Source organism: Acinetobacter junii CIP 64.5 (genome assembly GCF_000368765.1).
Taxonomy (GTDB): domain Bacteria; phylum Pseudomonadota; class Gammaproteobacteria; order Pseudomonadales; family Moraxellaceae; genus Acinetobacter; species Acinetobacter junii.
Genome location: NZ_KB849654.1, coordinates 512,281 through 529,918, shown reverse-complemented (window position 1 = coordinate 529,918; position 17,638 = coordinate 512,281). Strand labels below are relative to the sequence as shown.

The following is a 17,638-nucleotide window of genomic DNA, read 5'->3' as shown; positions in this document are numbered from 1 at the left end:
ATGCGACGGTTTAAGTCTCTACATTTTGCTATGTTGGCGTTGGGTAGTGTATGCCTGAATTTTGCCTATGCGTCCTCCGAAGGTTTGCAGAGTCTGAGTGATAGTGAGATGTCTGCTACAACAGGACAGGCATTGATGAGTTTGTCATATATATCTCCAACAGATAGTGCAAATTTAATGAGGAATATTAGTGGCTCCAATAATATAGGATTCTATAAATTAGGGCTTGAAGCTGAATTGGAGTTGAATGCTAATATAAAGAATTTACAGCTAGGTTGTGGCGGGCAGAATGGTGTTGGAGGCTGTGATATTGATATTAAAAATCTAGCCTTGAGTGGGCTTCCAAATGGTGGGGACTATGACATTAATGGGAATGCTGTTCCGAATGGTGGTTATGATATAGATGGTAATCCAGCCTATTCGGGGGATGGACGTGCTGCTACAAGTGCTAAAATTAGTAATCCTTTCTTGGAGTTTGCTATTAAAAACCCAAATAGCGCTTCAACCCGTGAGGTCGTTGGTTTTAGAGCTAGTGCTGAAAAAATAAATGCTTTGTTAACCGCTGGTTTAACTAATAATGCATCGCCATCTACTACTGATGGAATTCAGTCGTTAAGTGGCTTTATGAGATTTAGTCCAACAACAGGGGAAGTGACAACAACACCAGGATTGTTTGGTAAAACTAACGACCAACGTTTAAGTGGAAAACTAAATGCTTTAGGTAATAATCGAGACTGGGTTTCAGATCCTGCTAGTAGTGATACATTGGGAATTTCGATTCCATCCGTGACGGCAGGATTTTCAACACCAGCCTTTCAGGTTAATGGTAAGCGTCAAACAGCTGCACGTATTGATAATGTAACGGCGAGTGTTGATATTCCGTTGGACCAAGGACCTAATAACCAGCTCAAAGTGGATTTTGACTGTATCTTAGTTATAGCATGTAAGGCGAAAATTAAATTGAAAGAGGGGTCAAGAATTGAAGGACTACCTTTAAATGTTAGTTTTGAGCAATCTTTAAGTATGATTCATAATATACCTTTGACAGGTACAGGCGGCTATTTATCCTTACAATTACAAGATTTATTATGGCCAGGCAATTATATTGATGGAGCTGATATTGGAAAGACCTCTTTATCTAATTTTACTCAAGCTAGTGATATTGCTAGAGCTGGGTGGTGGATGTCATTTGCTGAACCTGTAAATTTAGGTTTGTTAAAAGGTCAAAATCCAGTGGATGTATCTGCTGTTTATCCTCAAGTTGCGACGAAAGCTTCTGCTTTTTTGAATCAAGAATCTCAACGCGTTTATGCTCCAGCTGATGCTGCTGTTGGTACTTTATTTGGAATTACAATGACTACTCCGAACCCCATTATAATTGATTTAAGTGATGCTACACCTGCCACACTTTCTTTATCTAATGTACAGCTAAAAAATCAAGTGCCAAAATCAAACTGTTATGGAACATTAACATTCTGTTAATTTGCTTACATTTTAAAAAAGCAGCCGAGGCTGCTTTTATTATTTCAAATTGGGAAAAGAAGAATGATAAATCTACGAGGAATGAATAGGGTTGTAGTTGTTGGTGGTGGGACGGCAGGTTGGTTTGCTGCATTGCAACTTAGACAATTGTTTAGTCCATCTGTTGAAGTGATGGTAATTTCAGCACCAGAGATTCCTATTGTAGGTGTTGGTGAAGGTGGAGTTTTGAACTTGCTTTCGGTATTACATGATTTGAATATCGATTTAAAAGATTTTATAGAACAAACGGGATCTACGCTTAAATTGGGGTTTCGTTATGAACGATGGAGAACAGGCAAGCAAGAAGACTATTACTATCATCTTTTTCCTCTACCAACTCCTGATTTTGCATGGAATGAGTTTGGGTTTAATCCATATTTATCAGGATTATTTAACCATGGAATAGATGTTAGTCGCTATATGGCATCTTATGAGTTTAGTGAAGAGCGTAAACCTTTCCAAGAGGTTTTAGAGATTCTATTGAAAGGAAAGAATAATTTTGGTGCATCGCTACATTTTGACACTTTTAGAGTTGGTCAATATCTTAAGAAAATTGCCTTAGCTAGAGGTATTATTCATGTTGAGCAGAAAATAGAGAATTTTGTATTTAACCCTACAACTGAGAATGTTTCTGCAATTCAATGTGTTAATCACGAGATAAGTTGTGATTTTGTGATAGATGCCTCTGGGTTTTCAAGGCTTTTGATTGGAAAAAAATATCAAAGCCAATGGTGTTCTTTTTCTGATACATTGCCTATGAATAGAGCCTTACCTTTTCATTTGCCGCACAAAAATAAAATTGAATTAGTTACCCGCGCAACAGCTATGAGTTCAGGTTGGGTATGGCAAATACCATTGCAAGAGCGTATAGGTGCGGGATATGTATATCATGATCAATTCATCACTGATCAGGAGGCACAACTTGAAGTTGAAAATTGGTTAGGGCACTCTATAAATCCTGTTAAGCCAATTGCATTTGAAGCTGGATATTTTCAACAGGTTTGGATAAAAAATGTAGTAGGAATAGGTTTGGCATCGGGATTCATTGAGCCATTAGAAGCAACATCAATTGGGCAAATGCTCAGCCAATTACAATTACTGGTTTCTTTTATAAGAGAAAACCATGGGGTAATTTCACAACAAAATATAGACTTCTATAATCAACAAAATGCTCAATATTGGGAGGGTATACGTGATTTTATTCGTATGCATTATGATACTGGGCGTTCAGACACTCCGTTTTGGAAATACATGTTAAACGTACCTCGATCTGAAAGTTATCAGGAGCTCAAAAAATGCTGGGTGCATCGGACACCGAGAGATATTGATTTTGTAGAGCATAGTATGGGAGGGATGTCCATGTTTAGTGCCGCTAGTTGGTTCGCTGTCGGTGCTGGAGTGGGTGTAATAAAACCTGAAGCTACCGTAGCAGAGCTTTACGCTTTGCCACCAGATAAAAAGCAAAAATTAGCTAAATTTTTGGAGCAGATAAGACAGAAAGTATAATCGTGCTAGCCAAACAAAAATATGTGTAGGTTATATTTATTTTTCATACATCGGAAAAATGTAACTTTTAACGGGTTTTTTTTGCAATTGCGTAAATAGTAGGCATAATAAAAAGTAAGATTGGGTAGGCGGATTCTGCCTACAATTTGAGTGATGCTTGGAAGCATATCCTTGACTGCGCCTTTTTTGTGGTTGGAAGTCACTCAGGAAGATTTAGAAAAATAACGTTGATGCGGAGCATCGTGTAACAGGAAGGTCAAGATGACTACACTTCATACGGTATCATTCAAACGAACTGTTTTGGCGACATTAATTAGTTTGTGCATAAGTAGATATGCTTTTGCTTTACAAGAAATTTCTGATGATGTTTTAAGCCAAACGACTGGTGAAGGCGTTGCAATTTTACCTACAGACTTCTCTTTTGTACTTCGCGGCGATAAAACTGGTAATGAGGTATCGTTGTCGGATCGGAGTAAAGATACTGGTTATATTCATTATGTTCCTGTGGGGGGGGTAACATCTCTTGTTCAGGATACGAACAAAGATGGTTTAGTCACAAGTGCTGATCACTCCGTTGGTAAAGCAGACCTGTATTTGTATGGTTTAGCATTGTCTAAAAATGATAATAATTCAAATAATCGTTTTGGCAATAAAATAGCAAGTTGGGGAACAGCAAATAACCCTTGGATTTTTAAAGCTGCTACAGCAAGCAACGTACCTGATTTTACTGGTGGAAATGGTACAGTTACATACCTGAATCTTGAAGCACCATTATATGAGACTGGTACAAAAACAGCTGAAGATGCCTATAATATGAAATTAGCATTGTGGGCGGATGCTTTTGTTCGTGACCAAAGTAAAGTTGAAGGAGATGTGGATCAATTTAATCTTGGTGAAAATTTTAGTACAACAGCCACTGGACGTGCTAATCGCTTACGCTTACAAGCGATAGCGAATGGTTTTAGTATGAATGGAAGTAATTTACAAGTTTTCCAAACATTAGGTGGTTCTAATAATAATAATGGTATGAGTTCTTTCTATAATAATACGTTGGGTATTGCGGGAGTTATTCGTTTAAATAGTGGTGATGCTCAAGACCTAAAGGCAACAGTTACTGAGAATGTAAGTGAGTCGATGGGAACACCGAGTGCATGGACCTTAGTACATGCGGGAGCAAACTCTACTTTAAGTTCAAGTAGTACAGGAAACTGTGGTAATACTGGGTCAACGACAACAACTATGAGTAATGCTATAGGCTGTCAATATCAAATACAAACACGGACTCGGACTGATACAAAAACAAGAACAAGAACATGGGAAGTACCTTCTACATTAGAGGGTAAAGTATTACGTTTAAGTACTAGAGAAACAACAGATACAGAACGTTTAACTACACCAGCACTGGATGGTGGTGGTGCACCATCATTTGATGCAAACGAAGGATTATTTATTTATAATCCGAATATTAATTTGGTTTTGGGTAGTTTGTATCAACCCGTAATTTTAGGTTCGGATGGTAAGAACCTAAGTTTAGAAATTGCGCGGATTCCAAATAAGCCAGAAATTTATAAAAAAATTTATACGGACTATACAGGTGCTGATAAAAGTTATTTAGGTTCGACTTGTAATGTATATCAGTGTGGAACAAGTGAGATTAGTGGTTATCAAGGTGGGTCACCTCGTACAGATTATTCAGCGGCAACCCTTGTAAACAAAAAGTTGGCAACGCATAGCAGTATTAGTATTGGTTCAGTTTTTAGTCCTGACAGTGGTAAGACTCTCATAGCTTATAGCGGTGAGGGGGCATTAGGCATTTCATTTGGAAAATTGGTTACTTCTACAGCGACCAATACAACGACTGCACAATTAACCGAAGCGCAATATAAACAACGTCAACAGTTAGTTAATAATAATGCATATCAATATGCGTTTCAGCGTAGGTCATATGGCTGTGGTTTTGGTGGTTGGAGTACTTGTTATGAAAATAATATTGATATAAAAGGGACTTCTACACAGTGGCAATATTGGAATGGTTCAGCTTGGATGACGCAAGATACCCTCACAACCTCAAATGGATTGCCTACAAGTGCAGCAACTTGTTCAGGGAATACAACTTGTGGTCCTAATTACTCAACTCCAAATCAACAATATACTTACGGTACAACGACGAACCGTAATTGGGCAACGTCTGCCGCAGTGTGGCAAGCAGGTTCAAATGCAAGTGTGAATACTATACTTGGTACAACAGCAGCGCCGTTTCCAGCAACGAATCAGGCGGCAACACCAGCAATTATTACCAATGCAAGTCCAAGTAATAACCTCGGTTCAGCTGTAATCGATGGTTTGTTGATTCAACATATGAAAATAACGACTACTGGTCTGTAACGGGAGTTTAAATATGAAAAAAATAATCCCTTTGCTTCTATTGTGCACTACAAACTTATCTCATGCTGAATTGCAAGCCTTAGATAACCAAACTTTGCAATCTATACAAGGGCAAGGTGGGGCCGATTTATCATTTAAACTCTCTTTAAATCACAATATCTTAAGTGACACAGATCTATTGGCAGGAACCACACCAACATTTAACTGTGATTCTGCTCGTTTGGAATATTGTCGGTTAGCGATTTCTGTGAACAAGAGGTTTGTACAACAGGGTACAGCGGGTGCAAATGATCCAGTTTGGTCGATGGCAGCTAGTGATCCTAGTATAGATAATAAAGGACGTAAGCTTTGGGTGGTCTTCAAAGGATTGCAAGGTACTTTGAATATCCAGAAATTAGGCTTAGATGCAGTTGATTTACAATACCTTCCAAAAACTGGTACTGGTACGGTAATTAAGCCAGCCATGCAATTTACTTTTGATAGTAGTAAACCCATTCAAATTCGTAATTTTGGTTTTAATGCTCTATCTATCGAGCAGGATACAGGTACAGTTTTATCCTATTATGATACAAATGGTAACTTGATTGAGGGAACAACTACAAATCCCCAAGATTATGGTTTCTTAAAAACAGGAATTTATAGTTCTGTTCCTCAAAGCACTGGTGCTACAGGTACAACAGCCAATAATTATGATGTAGGACGAGAAAAGGGTTTCCTCGGTTTACAAATGAATGGCAACCTTGCAATAGATGGAAAAGTCCAAATTTTTGCATGTAGTAATCATGCTCGTTGTTAAATTTTATTGAATTCAAAGGATTGAACAATGGAAAAGAAGAATCAGAAACTACAGACACGATATTTTGTACTTAATACTCTAGCTGTAAGTATTTTATTAGTTAGCAACTCTACTTATGCTTTACAAGCATTAGATGATACATCTATGCGCGACGTTAACGCACAAGATGGGTTAAATGTTAATTTAGATTTTAAAGAGTTAAATGTTGGGACTTTCTTTTGGCAAGATAATGCAGGACGTGGAAGTGCAGGAAAAGCAACTGACACTACATTACGAGCTGAAGCTGAGAATTTCAAAATTCAATCGCATAGCTCATCACCAACAGTAAGACCTAATATCAATATTCAAATGAATACTGGTAGTGAATCTAATAAGGCAGGATTAGACTTCAATTTAAAAGTTGCGCCTGTTTTAATCAGTATGAATAAGTTTAAGGTTTGTGACTCAACAGCTTGTGGAAGTCCAGTCGGGGACATCGCAATACAAACCAACTCAGATACAAGTATTAGTTTTAAAACTCGAGATGGTCTATTTAGTAAGACTGGTCAGAGTGAGTTAACGTTTGCTTCGAAAAATGCAAGTATTTATCTTGGACAAACAACTGGATTATCACCAAGCCAAACACTCAATCAATTAATCCTGAAAAATTTTAATTTTAATTTTTTTGCTAAAGGCGTAATGTACATTGATGGTACAGAAGGATTTATTGTTCGAACTAATGCAGCCGGGGTACCTGATGCAGTTATTAATTACAATGCAGATGGAACGGTAAATACTTCAACAAGTACCACACCGAATACAACATATGGTTATGTTGATTTTACTCGTGTAACTGATCCAGCAAATTCAGGAACAATTACAGGAAATACATATTCTTCTACAGCGAGTAATTCGGGTTTAAACTTAGAATTTATGCTGAATAAGAATGTAAATCCAAATAACCGTTATTCTGTAGATGGAACTAAAACCCCTTTAAATGGTCAAGCTACATCAGAGAAAGCTAAAGGACTTATACGATTGGGTGCAAGTGGTCGTATGGTGAATGGTTCAATTCAAGTTCGAGGAACAAATTCAAATAGCTTGGATGTCAGTGTAAATAGTGGAAATATACGAACAGATCCAATCTATAATGTGACAAATAACCAATTTGGTAATCCCGATAATACTAATATTTTAGGTAAAGCGAATAATGGGACTAGTTCGTCAGGAACACAAAATATTATTGGTAATACCGGTATAGCTTTCCGTATGAAAGCTGACTTTACCAAAAAGAATGATCCAATGTTGCAAGGCGATAATACAAAAGCGACGACATTGGAGCTAGGGGGTGCAGGGTTTAATACCTACGGATTTGAATTCGGAGAATTAACGGGTTTGAATTTGAGAAACAGAGGTTCGTTTGATACAGGAAATGTTTATCTAAATTTAGTAGATACAAAAACTGTTTTATTACCAGCGAATAAAGTATTGCAAACAAGTCGTTATTGGAATGGTTCTAGTTCTACAACATTAACCACTGATGCTGATTACGTTCAAAATATTCATAATGGAACGACTGATCAAAATCCTTATGCGCTTCTGGCTGCTATTCGAGGTGCAGAGTTTCAGGCATTTTCACGCAGCGGACGTTTTACCAATAGTGCAAGAACGATAGGTACAACGATTCCTAAAATCAATGATACTGCAGGTAATACGTGGGGTTTAGCATTACCTTTCTATGATTTAAATGCAAATTTAGCTATGTATGGTACAACTGCTCCAGCAGATGCTTACTATTATGATTTAGGTGGAACAAGATATACTGTTGTAGCTGGTGCTGAGCGTTTAGGTTTTTCACTTGCCATGAGTACTACGGGTATGAATGGAAGTACAGATACTACTAAGCAAAGGACTACTTCAATCTTGTTATTAGATAACGCTGATACAAACTCAGTACGTTATATTGGTTTGCGTAATATCGATATGTTATTGCGCGGTACGGGAACAGTTGGGCTTGAAAATGGAAGTTTTAATGCTAGTTTAAAAGACATTTTGATTATCTTATCTGCACAAATTGCAGGAGGATATTTACCAGGAGCATTATATAAAGGGACATCTACACCGGCATCAGCTTCATCAGCGGACTTCTCAAATAATAATGATGTTTTGTTGTCTACTAAATTACGTTTAGACGGTAAGAAAATAGATCTTTCTTTAATACCAAATAGTGAATATACCAGTACTGATGGTAGTCGCTTGAGTGTTGTTGGTGAGTTAGAGCTTAAGGCTGTAAAAGATGGTGGGAAAAGCTCAATTCAGTTAAGCGATCCATTAGATGGTTCTACTGTAGGTTTCGATAATATCGATGGTAAAGTTGCATTTAATAATGCAATTATTATTTCACCAGATACTCGAGAGACATGTCCTACAGCAGGTTGTGATGGTATGGTTTCCTTTAAAGCAGGTCTAACTTTCAACCCAGCTGGAACAACAGGTATTGGAGCAAGTGGTGGAGCAAATAGTGCAACGAATGCTGAAAAGATTTCAGGTGTATTAAGAGTTCGAGATATAAATCTTTATCCTCCAACAGTGGGAGCACAGCCACAACGCTTAGGTGAAATGGTGTTGACGGGTGGACGTATTACTGGCCAATTAGGAATTATTCCTCGAAACTAAGGATAGAATCTGATGAATAAAAATAAGATGCTAGGATGTCTAACTCTATTTTTTAGTCCTCTAGTAATAGCAATGCAACCCATGGATGATCAAAGTCTATCTGTTGCGACTGGTCAAGATGGTTTAAATATTAATGTAACTACCCCAAGCATTGAATTTAAACAAATGGCTGTGATTGATCCTGATGGTTGGGATACAAAGACGGTTGCTGCAACAGAATATCGTGGTAGAGCTGCGTTAGTACTTGCACAAAGTCCTAATTCAACTATGTCGAGTCCAACTATAACCGCAAAAGCTGCTGGTACTTCTACCAACTTAAGTCTAAATGCTGTTATTGATACAGATAAAGGGACAGGTACTAATGGTGCTTTTGCGAATATCGGGATAACTTTCGGAAATTTAGATGAGTTAGTATTTTCTAAATTCTCTATCTATACGGCTGGTGCAAATGCTGTATCAGATATGGGTTTGACAACTCCTGGTATTTATACACAAAGAACCATTTTTGGTGGAACTACAGCAACATTAAATACAGGTGTTAAAGAGTTACTTAGATTAAATGACGGTTTGAATATAAAGTTTTTAGCTACGAATAAACCGAAAATGAATATTCAACTCGGAGCAGCGCCACAGGGTTACATGGTGCGTCTAGGTGGGGCGATTGATTCTATTTGTGGAGCTGGGACAGGGTGTAATATGATGCTAGTCTCTAGCTACGCTAATGAAACTGATCCAACAACAACAGCTATTGGTGCAAATTTTAAGTTTCAAATGAAAGCATCAAATCCTTTAACGGGTTTTCGTTTAGATAATTTTCATGCTGGTATTGAATCCGATGGTTTTGTTTTTGGAAATTTTGTAAACACTTGCTCTACAACACCTAGTACTTGTATCACCTCTGATGCAGTTGATTTATCATTAAATGAAATCAAATTAGGTAATGATATGACAACAATTCCTGCGGTTGGAAGTGCTAATTATCGATTTAATGGTCTACAAAATAGTTCAATTGGAAATGTTGGATTTAAAAATGCTTCAGTTACTGACTTAAAAATGAAAATTAGTGGTCTGTAATTAATTAAGAGCATTAGTAAAAAATAGGGAGTATCGCTCCCTATTTTTTATTTAAATATTCAAGAATATTCTCAAGTTGCTTTTCTCGTTTTACTAGGCTCCACAACTCTTGAGCTTCTGGATAGGCTTTAGTCATCATACCTAACCATTGCTTGTAACGACCAATCATTCCAATTTCAGTTTTGAATTGTCCGCTTAAAAAACGTTGTTGTAATACGACTAGCTCCTGCCATGTTAAAATCGCTTGGTCGCTATTCTCACGGATACAGAGTGTCAAATCTGGAGTTGTAACAGCGCCACGTCCTATCATCAAATCTTGGCAATTTGATTGTTCTAAACATGCTTTGGCATCAGCATTATTCCAGATTTCACCATTGGCAATTACATTGATTTTCAATGCTTCAGTAATCGGCTGGATTTTTTCCCAATAGGCAGGAGGTGTATAGCCATCGGCTTTTGTTCGAGCATGAACTGTGAGCCAACTAGCACCAGCATCTTCAATGGCATGTGCATTATCGAGTGTATGGTTTTCATCTAAATAGCCGAGTCGCATTTTTGCTGAAACTGGAATATGTTTAGGTACAGCATCACGAACAGCTTTGACTAAGAGATGTACCGTTTCAGGTTCATCTAATAAAACTGAACCGCCGCGATGGCGATTGACTGTTTTAGCTGGACATCCAAAATTTAGATCAATTGCAGGAGCACCGAGTTCAACGACTTTAGCAGCATTGGCTGCGAGCATTTCAGGATTATTTCCTAAAAATTGAACATGTACAGGTGTTCCAGCAGCTGTTTTACCATCAGTTTTTAGTTCAGGACAAAAACTGTAATAAATATGGTCAGGCAAAATGCTGTCAGTAATACGGATAAACTCAGTCACACACCAATCAAAACGACCAACATGAGTGAGGACATCACGCATAATTGGATCTGTTAGACCTTCCATAGGGGCGAGTGCGAGTTTCACAATGCATTACCTAGTTAAACAAAAACTGGTTTATACGCATTTTAATAGAAGCTGTCTAGTTTTTATTGGGACAGTTAAATTAACGCCCTAATATCATTTCTAAAACAAATTTACTGCCAATAAATCCGATTGCTAGTAATACGAATCCTGTAATTGTAAATCGAATCGCTTTACGGCCACGCCAACCAAATTTGTAATGTCCGATTAGTAAAGCTCCATATAAAAACCAAGAAATAATACTAAATGCAGTTTTGTGAGCGAGGTGTTGAGCAAAGAAATTATCAATAGTAAAGAAACCAAAGATTAGTGCAGCGGTGAGTAAACCAAACCCAGTAATAATTAAATCAAAAAGTAAGGATTCCATCACTTGAAAAGGAGGGAGCAGGTTGACCCAAATACGTTTTTTTTGTTTTTTCTTAAGTTCTCTGTCTTGAAACCACAATAGAACTGCTTGAATGGTTGCCATCAACAGAACTGCATAAGCGGACAAAGACAAAATAATATGGGTATCTAAACCGACTCCATGATGTTCAATGGTTTGATTGGATTGACTCAAAGAAAACCCTAGGATTAGTCCAATTGCAGCAACAGGAATGCCGATTAAATTTAGAGGTAATATTGGGCGAATCAGACTTAAAATTAAACTTAGGCTTAACATCAGTCCAGAGGTAAAGGAAATGAGATTAAATACATCATAATTTACCCCTAACGGAGTCATCATATCCTGTGACAACACAAGACCATGAAGTATCAATCCTAATACAACAATAAGACCATAACACCAAAGATTTGGAGTACGTTTTGACATTAAATGGATAAACAGATACCAGAATGAACTGGTATATGAGACAAGTGCCAAAATTGTGTAAACCAAGGGGAGACTGATCATGTCAAACCTTTTTTAGGGGGATGAATAATATTCACCATATAAGATATAAATTCGCTTCGAACTACAGTATCCTATAGCATCTTATGCATAAATTTTCTATTTTAAGAAAGATTTTTTTGCAACTAGCCATTTTAAGCGGATTTCGCAATGTTTGATACCTTAACAGAACGACTCACACAGAGTTTAAGAAATGTTACTGGCTCAGGGCAGCTGACCGAAGACAATATTAAAGATACCTTACGTGAAGTACGTATGGCACTTCTTGAAGCCGATGTGGCGTTACCTGTAACTCGTGAATTTATCGCGAAGGTGAAGGAAGAAGCACTTGGTCAAGAAGTAATGACTCAGCTTTCTCCAGGTCAGGCATTTGTAAAAATTGTCTATGATGAACTCACCAAAATGATGGGTGAGGCAAATGAGACTCTTGATTTAAGCGCAAAACCACCGGTTGTGGTCCTTCTTGCTGGTTTGCAAGGTGCTGGTAAAACCACGACGGCTGCAAAATTAGCGCGTTTCCTCAAAGAGCGCCAAAAGAAAAAAGTAATGACTGTTTCTGCCGACGTGTATCGTCCAGCAGCGATTAAGCAGTTAGAAACAGTATCAAATGAAGTCGGTGTTGGTTTTATTCCATCACAAGCGTCAGAAAAACCAATTGATATTGTCAATCGTGCGATTGAGCAAGCAAAAATTCAATTTGCTGACGTTTTGATTGTCGATACGGCAGGTCGTCTACATGTCGATGAAGACATGATGGATGAGATCAAAGAATTACATGCTGCTGTGAAGCCGACTGAGACTTTGTTCGTCGTTGACGCGATGACAGGTCAAGATGCTGCCAATACAGCAAAAGCTTTTAATGATGCTTTGGCTTTAACTGGTGTGATTCTCACTAAAACTGATGGTGATGCACGCGGTGGTGCTGCACTTTCTGTTCGTGCCATCACGGGTAAGCCGATCAAGTTCTTGGGTATTGGTGAGAAACTAGATGCGCTTGAGCCATTCCACCCAGATCGTGTTGCACAACGTATCTTGGGCATGGGTGATGTCCTTTCTTTAGTCGAAGAAGTTGAACGTAAGATCGACAAAGAAAAAGCCGAAAAAATGGCGAAAAAATTGCAAAAAGGCGGTACCTTCAACTTTGAAGATATGCTGATGCAATTTGAGCAAATGAGTAAAATGGGCGGCATGATGGGCTTCTTGGATAAGTTGCCTGGTATGAGTAATGCGGGCATTCAGGATGCAATTGAAAAAGCTAATCCTGAAAAGCAAGTTAAGCGTATGGAAGCGATTATTCAGTCGATGACGATTAAAGAACGTCGTAATCCTGATTTAATTAATCCAAGCCGTAAAAAACGTATTGCTGCTGGTTGTGGTATGGATGTTGCTGAAGTGAATAAATTGATCAAGCAACAAGCACAAATGGCGAAGATGATGAAGAAATTTGCGAATCCATCAGGCATGAGCAAAATGTTGAAATCTTTGGGCAATATGCAGAAACAATTCGGTGGTGGTGGCGGTATGGGACCATTATTTGGTAACAACGATACCAAAAAATAATAAATAAAAGCCCATACTTTCATTAGAAGGCGCATTAGCGCCTTTTTTATTAACTGATGGTTGGTGTATAAAAATGTTAGTGTATAAAAATAGTACAAAATTAAACACTAAACGTTTAGTAAAAATTAGATAATAAAAATTAAATATATGATTTTATTGATAAATGTAAACTATGTCACAAGATATGAAAAATAAGGTTTTTATTTTGCATTGTGAAAATGCAAATCCAGAACAGCATTGGTATATCTGGTTAGAGCAACAACTAAAAAGCATTGGTATCTCTGCTGAAAGAGTTGTTCTGGCTGATTCAAGTCATCCTGATGCGGAGGTTTGGCAAACTTGCTTAGAGGCTCAATTAAATACTATTAATCAACAAAGTATTTTGGTTGCACATGGATTATCTTGTCTAGCGGCAGCGAGATATCTGGCTGATAAGCTCAAAGGGACATCTATTAAGGCAGCATTATTTTTAGCAGGTTTTAACGAAACAATTCCGCAACATCCAGAATGGAATCAATTTATTCAAGAAAATCGTTTCGATAGCAAATACCTTCGAACGAATATCCTTCGACGTATCGTGTTTTTTTCAAGTAATGATCCTGTCGTGCCTGTGCCATACACATTCAAATTTGCACATTATATTAATGCGCAATTGATTGAAGTAAGCCAAGCAGGACATTTTTGTGAGGATGATGGCTATCGTGAATTTGAACATTTATTTAAGGTAGTTCAAACATTAGTAGCAGCAGAATTGACCTGAACATAATGTTTTAAGCCTTTTAAAAGTAAATCCGATTCGATTTGCGGTTGATAATGCTTTAAAAATTTTTCAAACAAATTGGCATCACCACCTGTGAGTACGAGCTTTCTTGGCGATTGCTGCATGATTTGATGAATCGTGCTAATCAAGCCCAAGAGAATGCCATGATGAACAGCATCAACGGTGTTATGTCCTGGATCTAGATTATCAAAGGCAGAATCTGGAATTTTGATACCCTTAGTGTTTTGAATCAGAGAGTCACGCTGTAAGTACAGATTAGGTAAAATATATCCACCTAGATGTTGGAAACCATCAATAAGATCAATAGTTAAAGCCGTTCCACATCCAATCACACAATAGCTCTCATTCGGTTTAGCGGTTGCTAATACTTGCAACCATCGGTCTATTCCTAACTGACTTGGAACATCATAGCCACATCGTAATCCAGCATATTCAGTATGTACTTTGGCAAAAATGACGGGTATTTCTAAAATATCTAGGATTGTTTTAATACGATGATTATTTTCACTGTCGAGAACAGAAGATACCCCAACGTGAGTAATGTTCTGATAACGAAAATGTTGAATAAGTCCTAACAACAAGTCGGCAGGCGATTGGAGATGTAATTCAGCAGCATGCTCAATAATTTGATCTTGCTGTGTAATCCAATATTTTAAACGAGTATTACCAATATCAAGCCATAAACTTTTCATCGCATTGTGATCCCTTAGTTAGATGCAAGACGTAAACGACCTTGATAGAACTGTTGTGTTTGATCTGATTTGATTATAACGGCACCATCATTCGAAATGCCTTGGAACTGACCATAGGTTTTACCTAGTGCATGTTCAAACTCTACAAACTCATTGATCCAAATCGCATGATGATTAAATCGTTCAGCTAGATTATAGCTACCATGTTCGAACCATTGAGCTGCTTGTTGAATCGCAACATATAATTCAGCAATAAGCTGAAATCGTTCAAGTTGATATAATCCTAAATGATGTAGCGATGTAATTGATTGATCTGCATCTTCCACATTAGGGGTATTGATATTAATACCTACACCGACAATCGCTTGATTTACAGAAAGCGGTTCAACTAAGATCCCACCCCATTTCCCTTGTGAACTGTATAAATCATTTGGCCATTTGACGTTTAATGATAAGTTACGTAAGCATGGGATCTGTAAAATATTCAATGCAACTTCAAGTGCAAGTCGCCCATCAAGTGCTGTATTGGTTTGAATCAGTGTGCTTAAATAAACATTTCCATCAGGGGAAACCCATTCACGTTGGTGTTGACCACGTCCTTTGGTTTGTTGCGCGCTACACACAAGACCTGTTGTCATGCCTTTTTGAGCAAGCTCACGCATATCATCATTAGTAGATGTCGTTGTGGTTTTGAATAACACCACTTCTGGATATTGATTCTTTGCATTTAAGAGTTGCTGTAACTGGCGTGTTGCGAAATCATCCATCATTTTTTACAAGTAGAGTGGTCATGTATTCATGGAGTTAATCATATATTTGCTCATTGGTGCAATTGCTGGATTCACCGCAGGATTGTTTGGTGTTGGTGGTGGATTAATAATTGTTCCAATTTTATTTATTGTATTCACTCAGCTGAATTATGATCCTAATGTCATTATGCACATAGCTGTAGGTACATCACTTGCAACCATAGTTGTTACCTCAATCAGCTCAGTCATGGCGCATCATAAAAAAGGCGCAGTGCTATGGTCGGTATTTAAGAATCTAGCTCCAGGATTGATATTAGGCTCTTTTTTTGGGGCGGGAATTGCTGATCTGATGTCAGGACAACATTTACAGTTAGTGATTGGCATTTTTGCGGTGTGGATGGCTTATAAAATGTTTAGAGGAGCGCATGCACAGATTGATCCTAATAAGCATTTACCTTCAGCACCACTACAATTTGCAGCAGGGGGCGGAATTGGTATCGCATCCGCGATTTTTGGTATTGGGGGCGGGAGTTTAACGGTTCCTTATCTCAATCGACATGGTGTAGTGATGCAACAAGCTGTAGCAACATCTGCAGCCTGTGGTTTACCAATCGCTTTAGCAGGTGCGATTGGATTTATGTGGTTTGGTGCAAAAGAACAGATTAATGTTCCCAATACGATTGGCTATGTACATGTATATGCTTTTCTGGGGATCAGTGTGATGAGTTTTATTACTGCCAAAGTTGGTGCTAGGGTAGCGCATCGATTATCAGCAGCGATGCTGAAGAAGTGTTTTGCAGGATTATTGGTTTTTGTTGGAAGCTACTTTATTTACAAAGGTTTAATTTAGTTCTTAATTGCATGTAATCATTACTATTACGTTGATTTAATAGGCTGTTTTATTCTAAAAGTGCACGTCATGTTGTTGGCGTGTAACCATTGAAAAGAAAAGACTTTTTAGTCTAAAGATGGTGATCTTCGTTTGGAAATTAAGTTATGAACAATAAGGTTGTTTGCTTGTAACTACTTTTTTATTGGATAAACGAACGAGGATGCTAGAATTTTAAATGAGACATATTTTGCATAAATAAAATTTATGAGAATAATATCAATAAAAAATCAATTAGAAAAAATGTTTCAGATATTCGGTTGATGCTTAGTAGAGTATCTAAATAATTGATCTTTAAATTATAAAAATAGATTATTAAGTCAAATTTAAAGGTGAAATAGTGTCTAAAAGTAGTGATTGGCTTAAAAAGCAATGAAATTGTCAGACAATGATATAGAATTTATAAGGTCAGATCAGTTAAAACAAAAAAGCGCAAACAGCATTGGAAAATGCGTATAACAAAGATAGCGAGGGGCTCATGAATCTCGAAGAGGCGGATAGTCTTTCTGAACAGATTGCAAAATATATTAGTGAACAAATAATTAGTGGTGAGCTTGTCGAGGGTGAACGCATTCAAGAATTGCGCATTGCTAAAGAATTAGATGTCAGTCGTGGCTCTGTCCGTGAAGCATTGTTATTACTAGAGCGTACATATTTGATCGAGATTTTTCCACGTCGTGGGGCGATTGTTTCTGAAATGTCTGCTCAGCAAGTCAAAGCTTTGTTTGATACCAATGTGATGGTTCTTGGGCATATTGTGCAGCGTATTAGTGAAACTTGGCGAGTAAATGAAGCTGAGCAACTACAAGAGTTATTGGATCAACTTGTCGAGTTTGTTCGTGCTGGTGATATAGAGAAATTTTATGATGCTATTTTTAAATATCTAGCAGAACAACATGAGATGGTGGCTAATCCTTACATGATGCAATTTTATAAGGAATTGTTGCCATCACTACGTCGTAGCTATTTTTTAACCTTAAATACATCGCGCCGAGAACTACAAGAATCATTTACCTTGTTTAAGTTAGTGATTGATGCAATTTTGATCCGAAAATCACAACAAGCTGCTTTATTTATGGAAGATTTTTGTCGACACTTGCGCAACCTTGTGTTGGAATCTCTAACACGAATGAAACAGATTGAATTGGCTTGGGCGAGACGCTCACGCCGTTAG

Annotated in this window: 14 protein-coding genes; 10 read left to right on the top strand and 4 right to left on the bottom strand. The window is 37.7% G+C overall.

The genetic code is table 11. The features are described 5' to 3' along the window. The 6 genes from F948_RS04035 to F948_RS04010 all read left to right on the top strand — a co-directional run bounded on the left by F948_RS04035 (position 1) and on the right by F948_RS04010 (position 9,937). On the top strand, positions 1 to 1,482 hold the full coding sequence (locus tag F948_RS04035) for a hypothetical protein (RefSeq protein WP_004960241.1): 1,482 nt from the start codon (positions 1 to 3) through the stop codon (positions 1,480 to 1,482). 63 nt (positions 1,483 to 1,545) lie between these two features. Continuing rightward, a complete protein-coding gene (locus tag F948_RS04030; RefSeq protein ID WP_004960237.1) occupies positions 1,546 to 3,027 on the top strand; it encodes a tryptophan 7-halogenase in 1,482 nt (493 codons plus the stop codon). A 261-nt stretch (positions 3,028 to 3,288) separates the two neighbouring features. Further along, the gene (locus F948_RS04025; protein ID WP_004960236.1) at positions 3,289 to 5,412 is read left to right on the top strand and encodes a hypothetical protein; all 2,124 of its coding nucleotides are present in this window, start codon (positions 3,289 to 3,291) and stop codon (positions 5,410 to 5,412) included. A 13-nt stretch (positions 5,413 to 5,425) separates the two neighbouring features. Continuing rightward, positions 5,426 to 6,208 carry a hypothetical protein gene (locus F948_RS04020; RefSeq protein ID WP_004960231.1) on the top strand — a complete coding sequence of 261 codons (783 nt, stop codon included), beginning with the start codon at positions 5,426 to 5,428 and terminating at the stop codon, positions 6,206 to 6,208. A 27-nt stretch (positions 6,209 to 6,235) separates the two neighbouring features. Continuing rightward, positions 6,236 to 8,863, top strand: a complete 2,628-nt coding sequence (locus F948_RS04015; RefSeq protein WP_004960228.1) for a DUF6160 family protein — start codon at positions 6,236 to 6,238, stop codon at positions 8,861 to 8,863. 12 nt (positions 8,864 to 8,875) lie between these two features. Further along, complete coding sequence (locus F948_RS04010) at positions 8,876 to 9,937, top strand: hypothetical protein (protein ID WP_004960226.1); 1,062 nt, start codon at positions 8,876 to 8,878, stop codon at positions 9,935 to 9,937. A gap of 40 nt (positions 9,938 to 9,977) precedes the next feature. On the opposite strand, the gene F948_RS04005 is transcribed toward F948_RS04010, so the two are convergent. After that, entirely contained in the window at positions 9,978 to 10,907 is a 930-nt protein-coding gene (locus F948_RS04005; protein WP_004960223.1) for a tRNA dihydrouridine synthase, read from the bottom strand. A 79-nt stretch (positions 10,908 to 10,986) separates the two neighbouring features. Next, the gene (locus F948_RS04000) at positions 10,987 to 11,796 is read right to left on the bottom strand and encodes a cytochrome C assembly family protein (RefSeq protein ID WP_004960220.1); all 810 of its coding nucleotides are present in this window, start codon (positions 11,794 to 11,796) and stop codon (positions 10,987 to 10,989) included. Between the two features lie 147 nt (positions 11,797 to 11,943). Between F948_RS04000 and ffh the strand changes: the two genes are divergently transcribed. Together ffh and F948_RS03990 are read left to right on the top strand one after the other, a co-directional pair. Next, positions 11,944 to 13,353 (top strand): signal recognition particle protein, encoded by a 1,410-nt coding sequence (ffh, locus tag F948_RS03995; RefSeq protein WP_004914148.1) that lies wholly within the window; start codon positions 11,944 to 11,946, stop codon positions 13,351 to 13,353. 172 nt (positions 13,354 to 13,525) lie between these two features. Further along, entirely contained in the window at positions 13,526 to 14,113 is a 588-nt protein-coding gene (locus tag F948_RS03990; RefSeq protein WP_004960216.1) for an RBBP9/YdeN family alpha/beta hydrolase, read from the top strand. On the opposite strand, the gene F948_RS03985 is transcribed toward F948_RS03990, so the two are convergent. Together F948_RS03985 and F948_RS03980 are read right to left on the bottom strand one after the other, a co-directional pair. Next, a complete protein-coding gene (locus tag F948_RS03985) occupies positions 14,083 to 14,826 on the bottom strand; it encodes a pantothenate kinase (RefSeq protein ID WP_004960213.1) in 744 nt (247 codons plus the stop codon). The genes F948_RS03990 and F948_RS03985 overlap by 31 nt on opposite strands. A 14-nt stretch (positions 14,827 to 14,840) precedes the next feature. Continuing rightward, the gene (locus F948_RS03980) at positions 14,841 to 15,593 is read right to left on the bottom strand and encodes a biotin--[acetyl-CoA-carboxylase] ligase (protein ID WP_017397494.1); all 753 of its coding nucleotides are present in this window, start codon (positions 15,591 to 15,593) and stop codon (positions 14,841 to 14,843) included. A 31-nt stretch (positions 15,594 to 15,624) separates the two neighbouring features. Between F948_RS03980 and F948_RS03975 the strand changes: the two genes are divergently transcribed. Next, positions 15,625 to 16,425 carry a sulfite exporter TauE/SafE family protein gene (locus F948_RS03975; RefSeq protein ID WP_004960207.1) on the top strand — a complete coding sequence of 267 codons (801 nt, stop codon included), beginning with the start codon at positions 15,625 to 15,627 and terminating at the stop codon, positions 16,423 to 16,425. A 517-nt stretch (positions 16,426 to 16,942) separates the two neighbouring features. Further along, a complete protein-coding gene (locus F948_RS03970) occupies positions 16,943 to 17,638 on the top strand; it encodes a GntR family transcriptional regulator (protein WP_004960197.1) in 696 nt (231 codons plus the stop codon).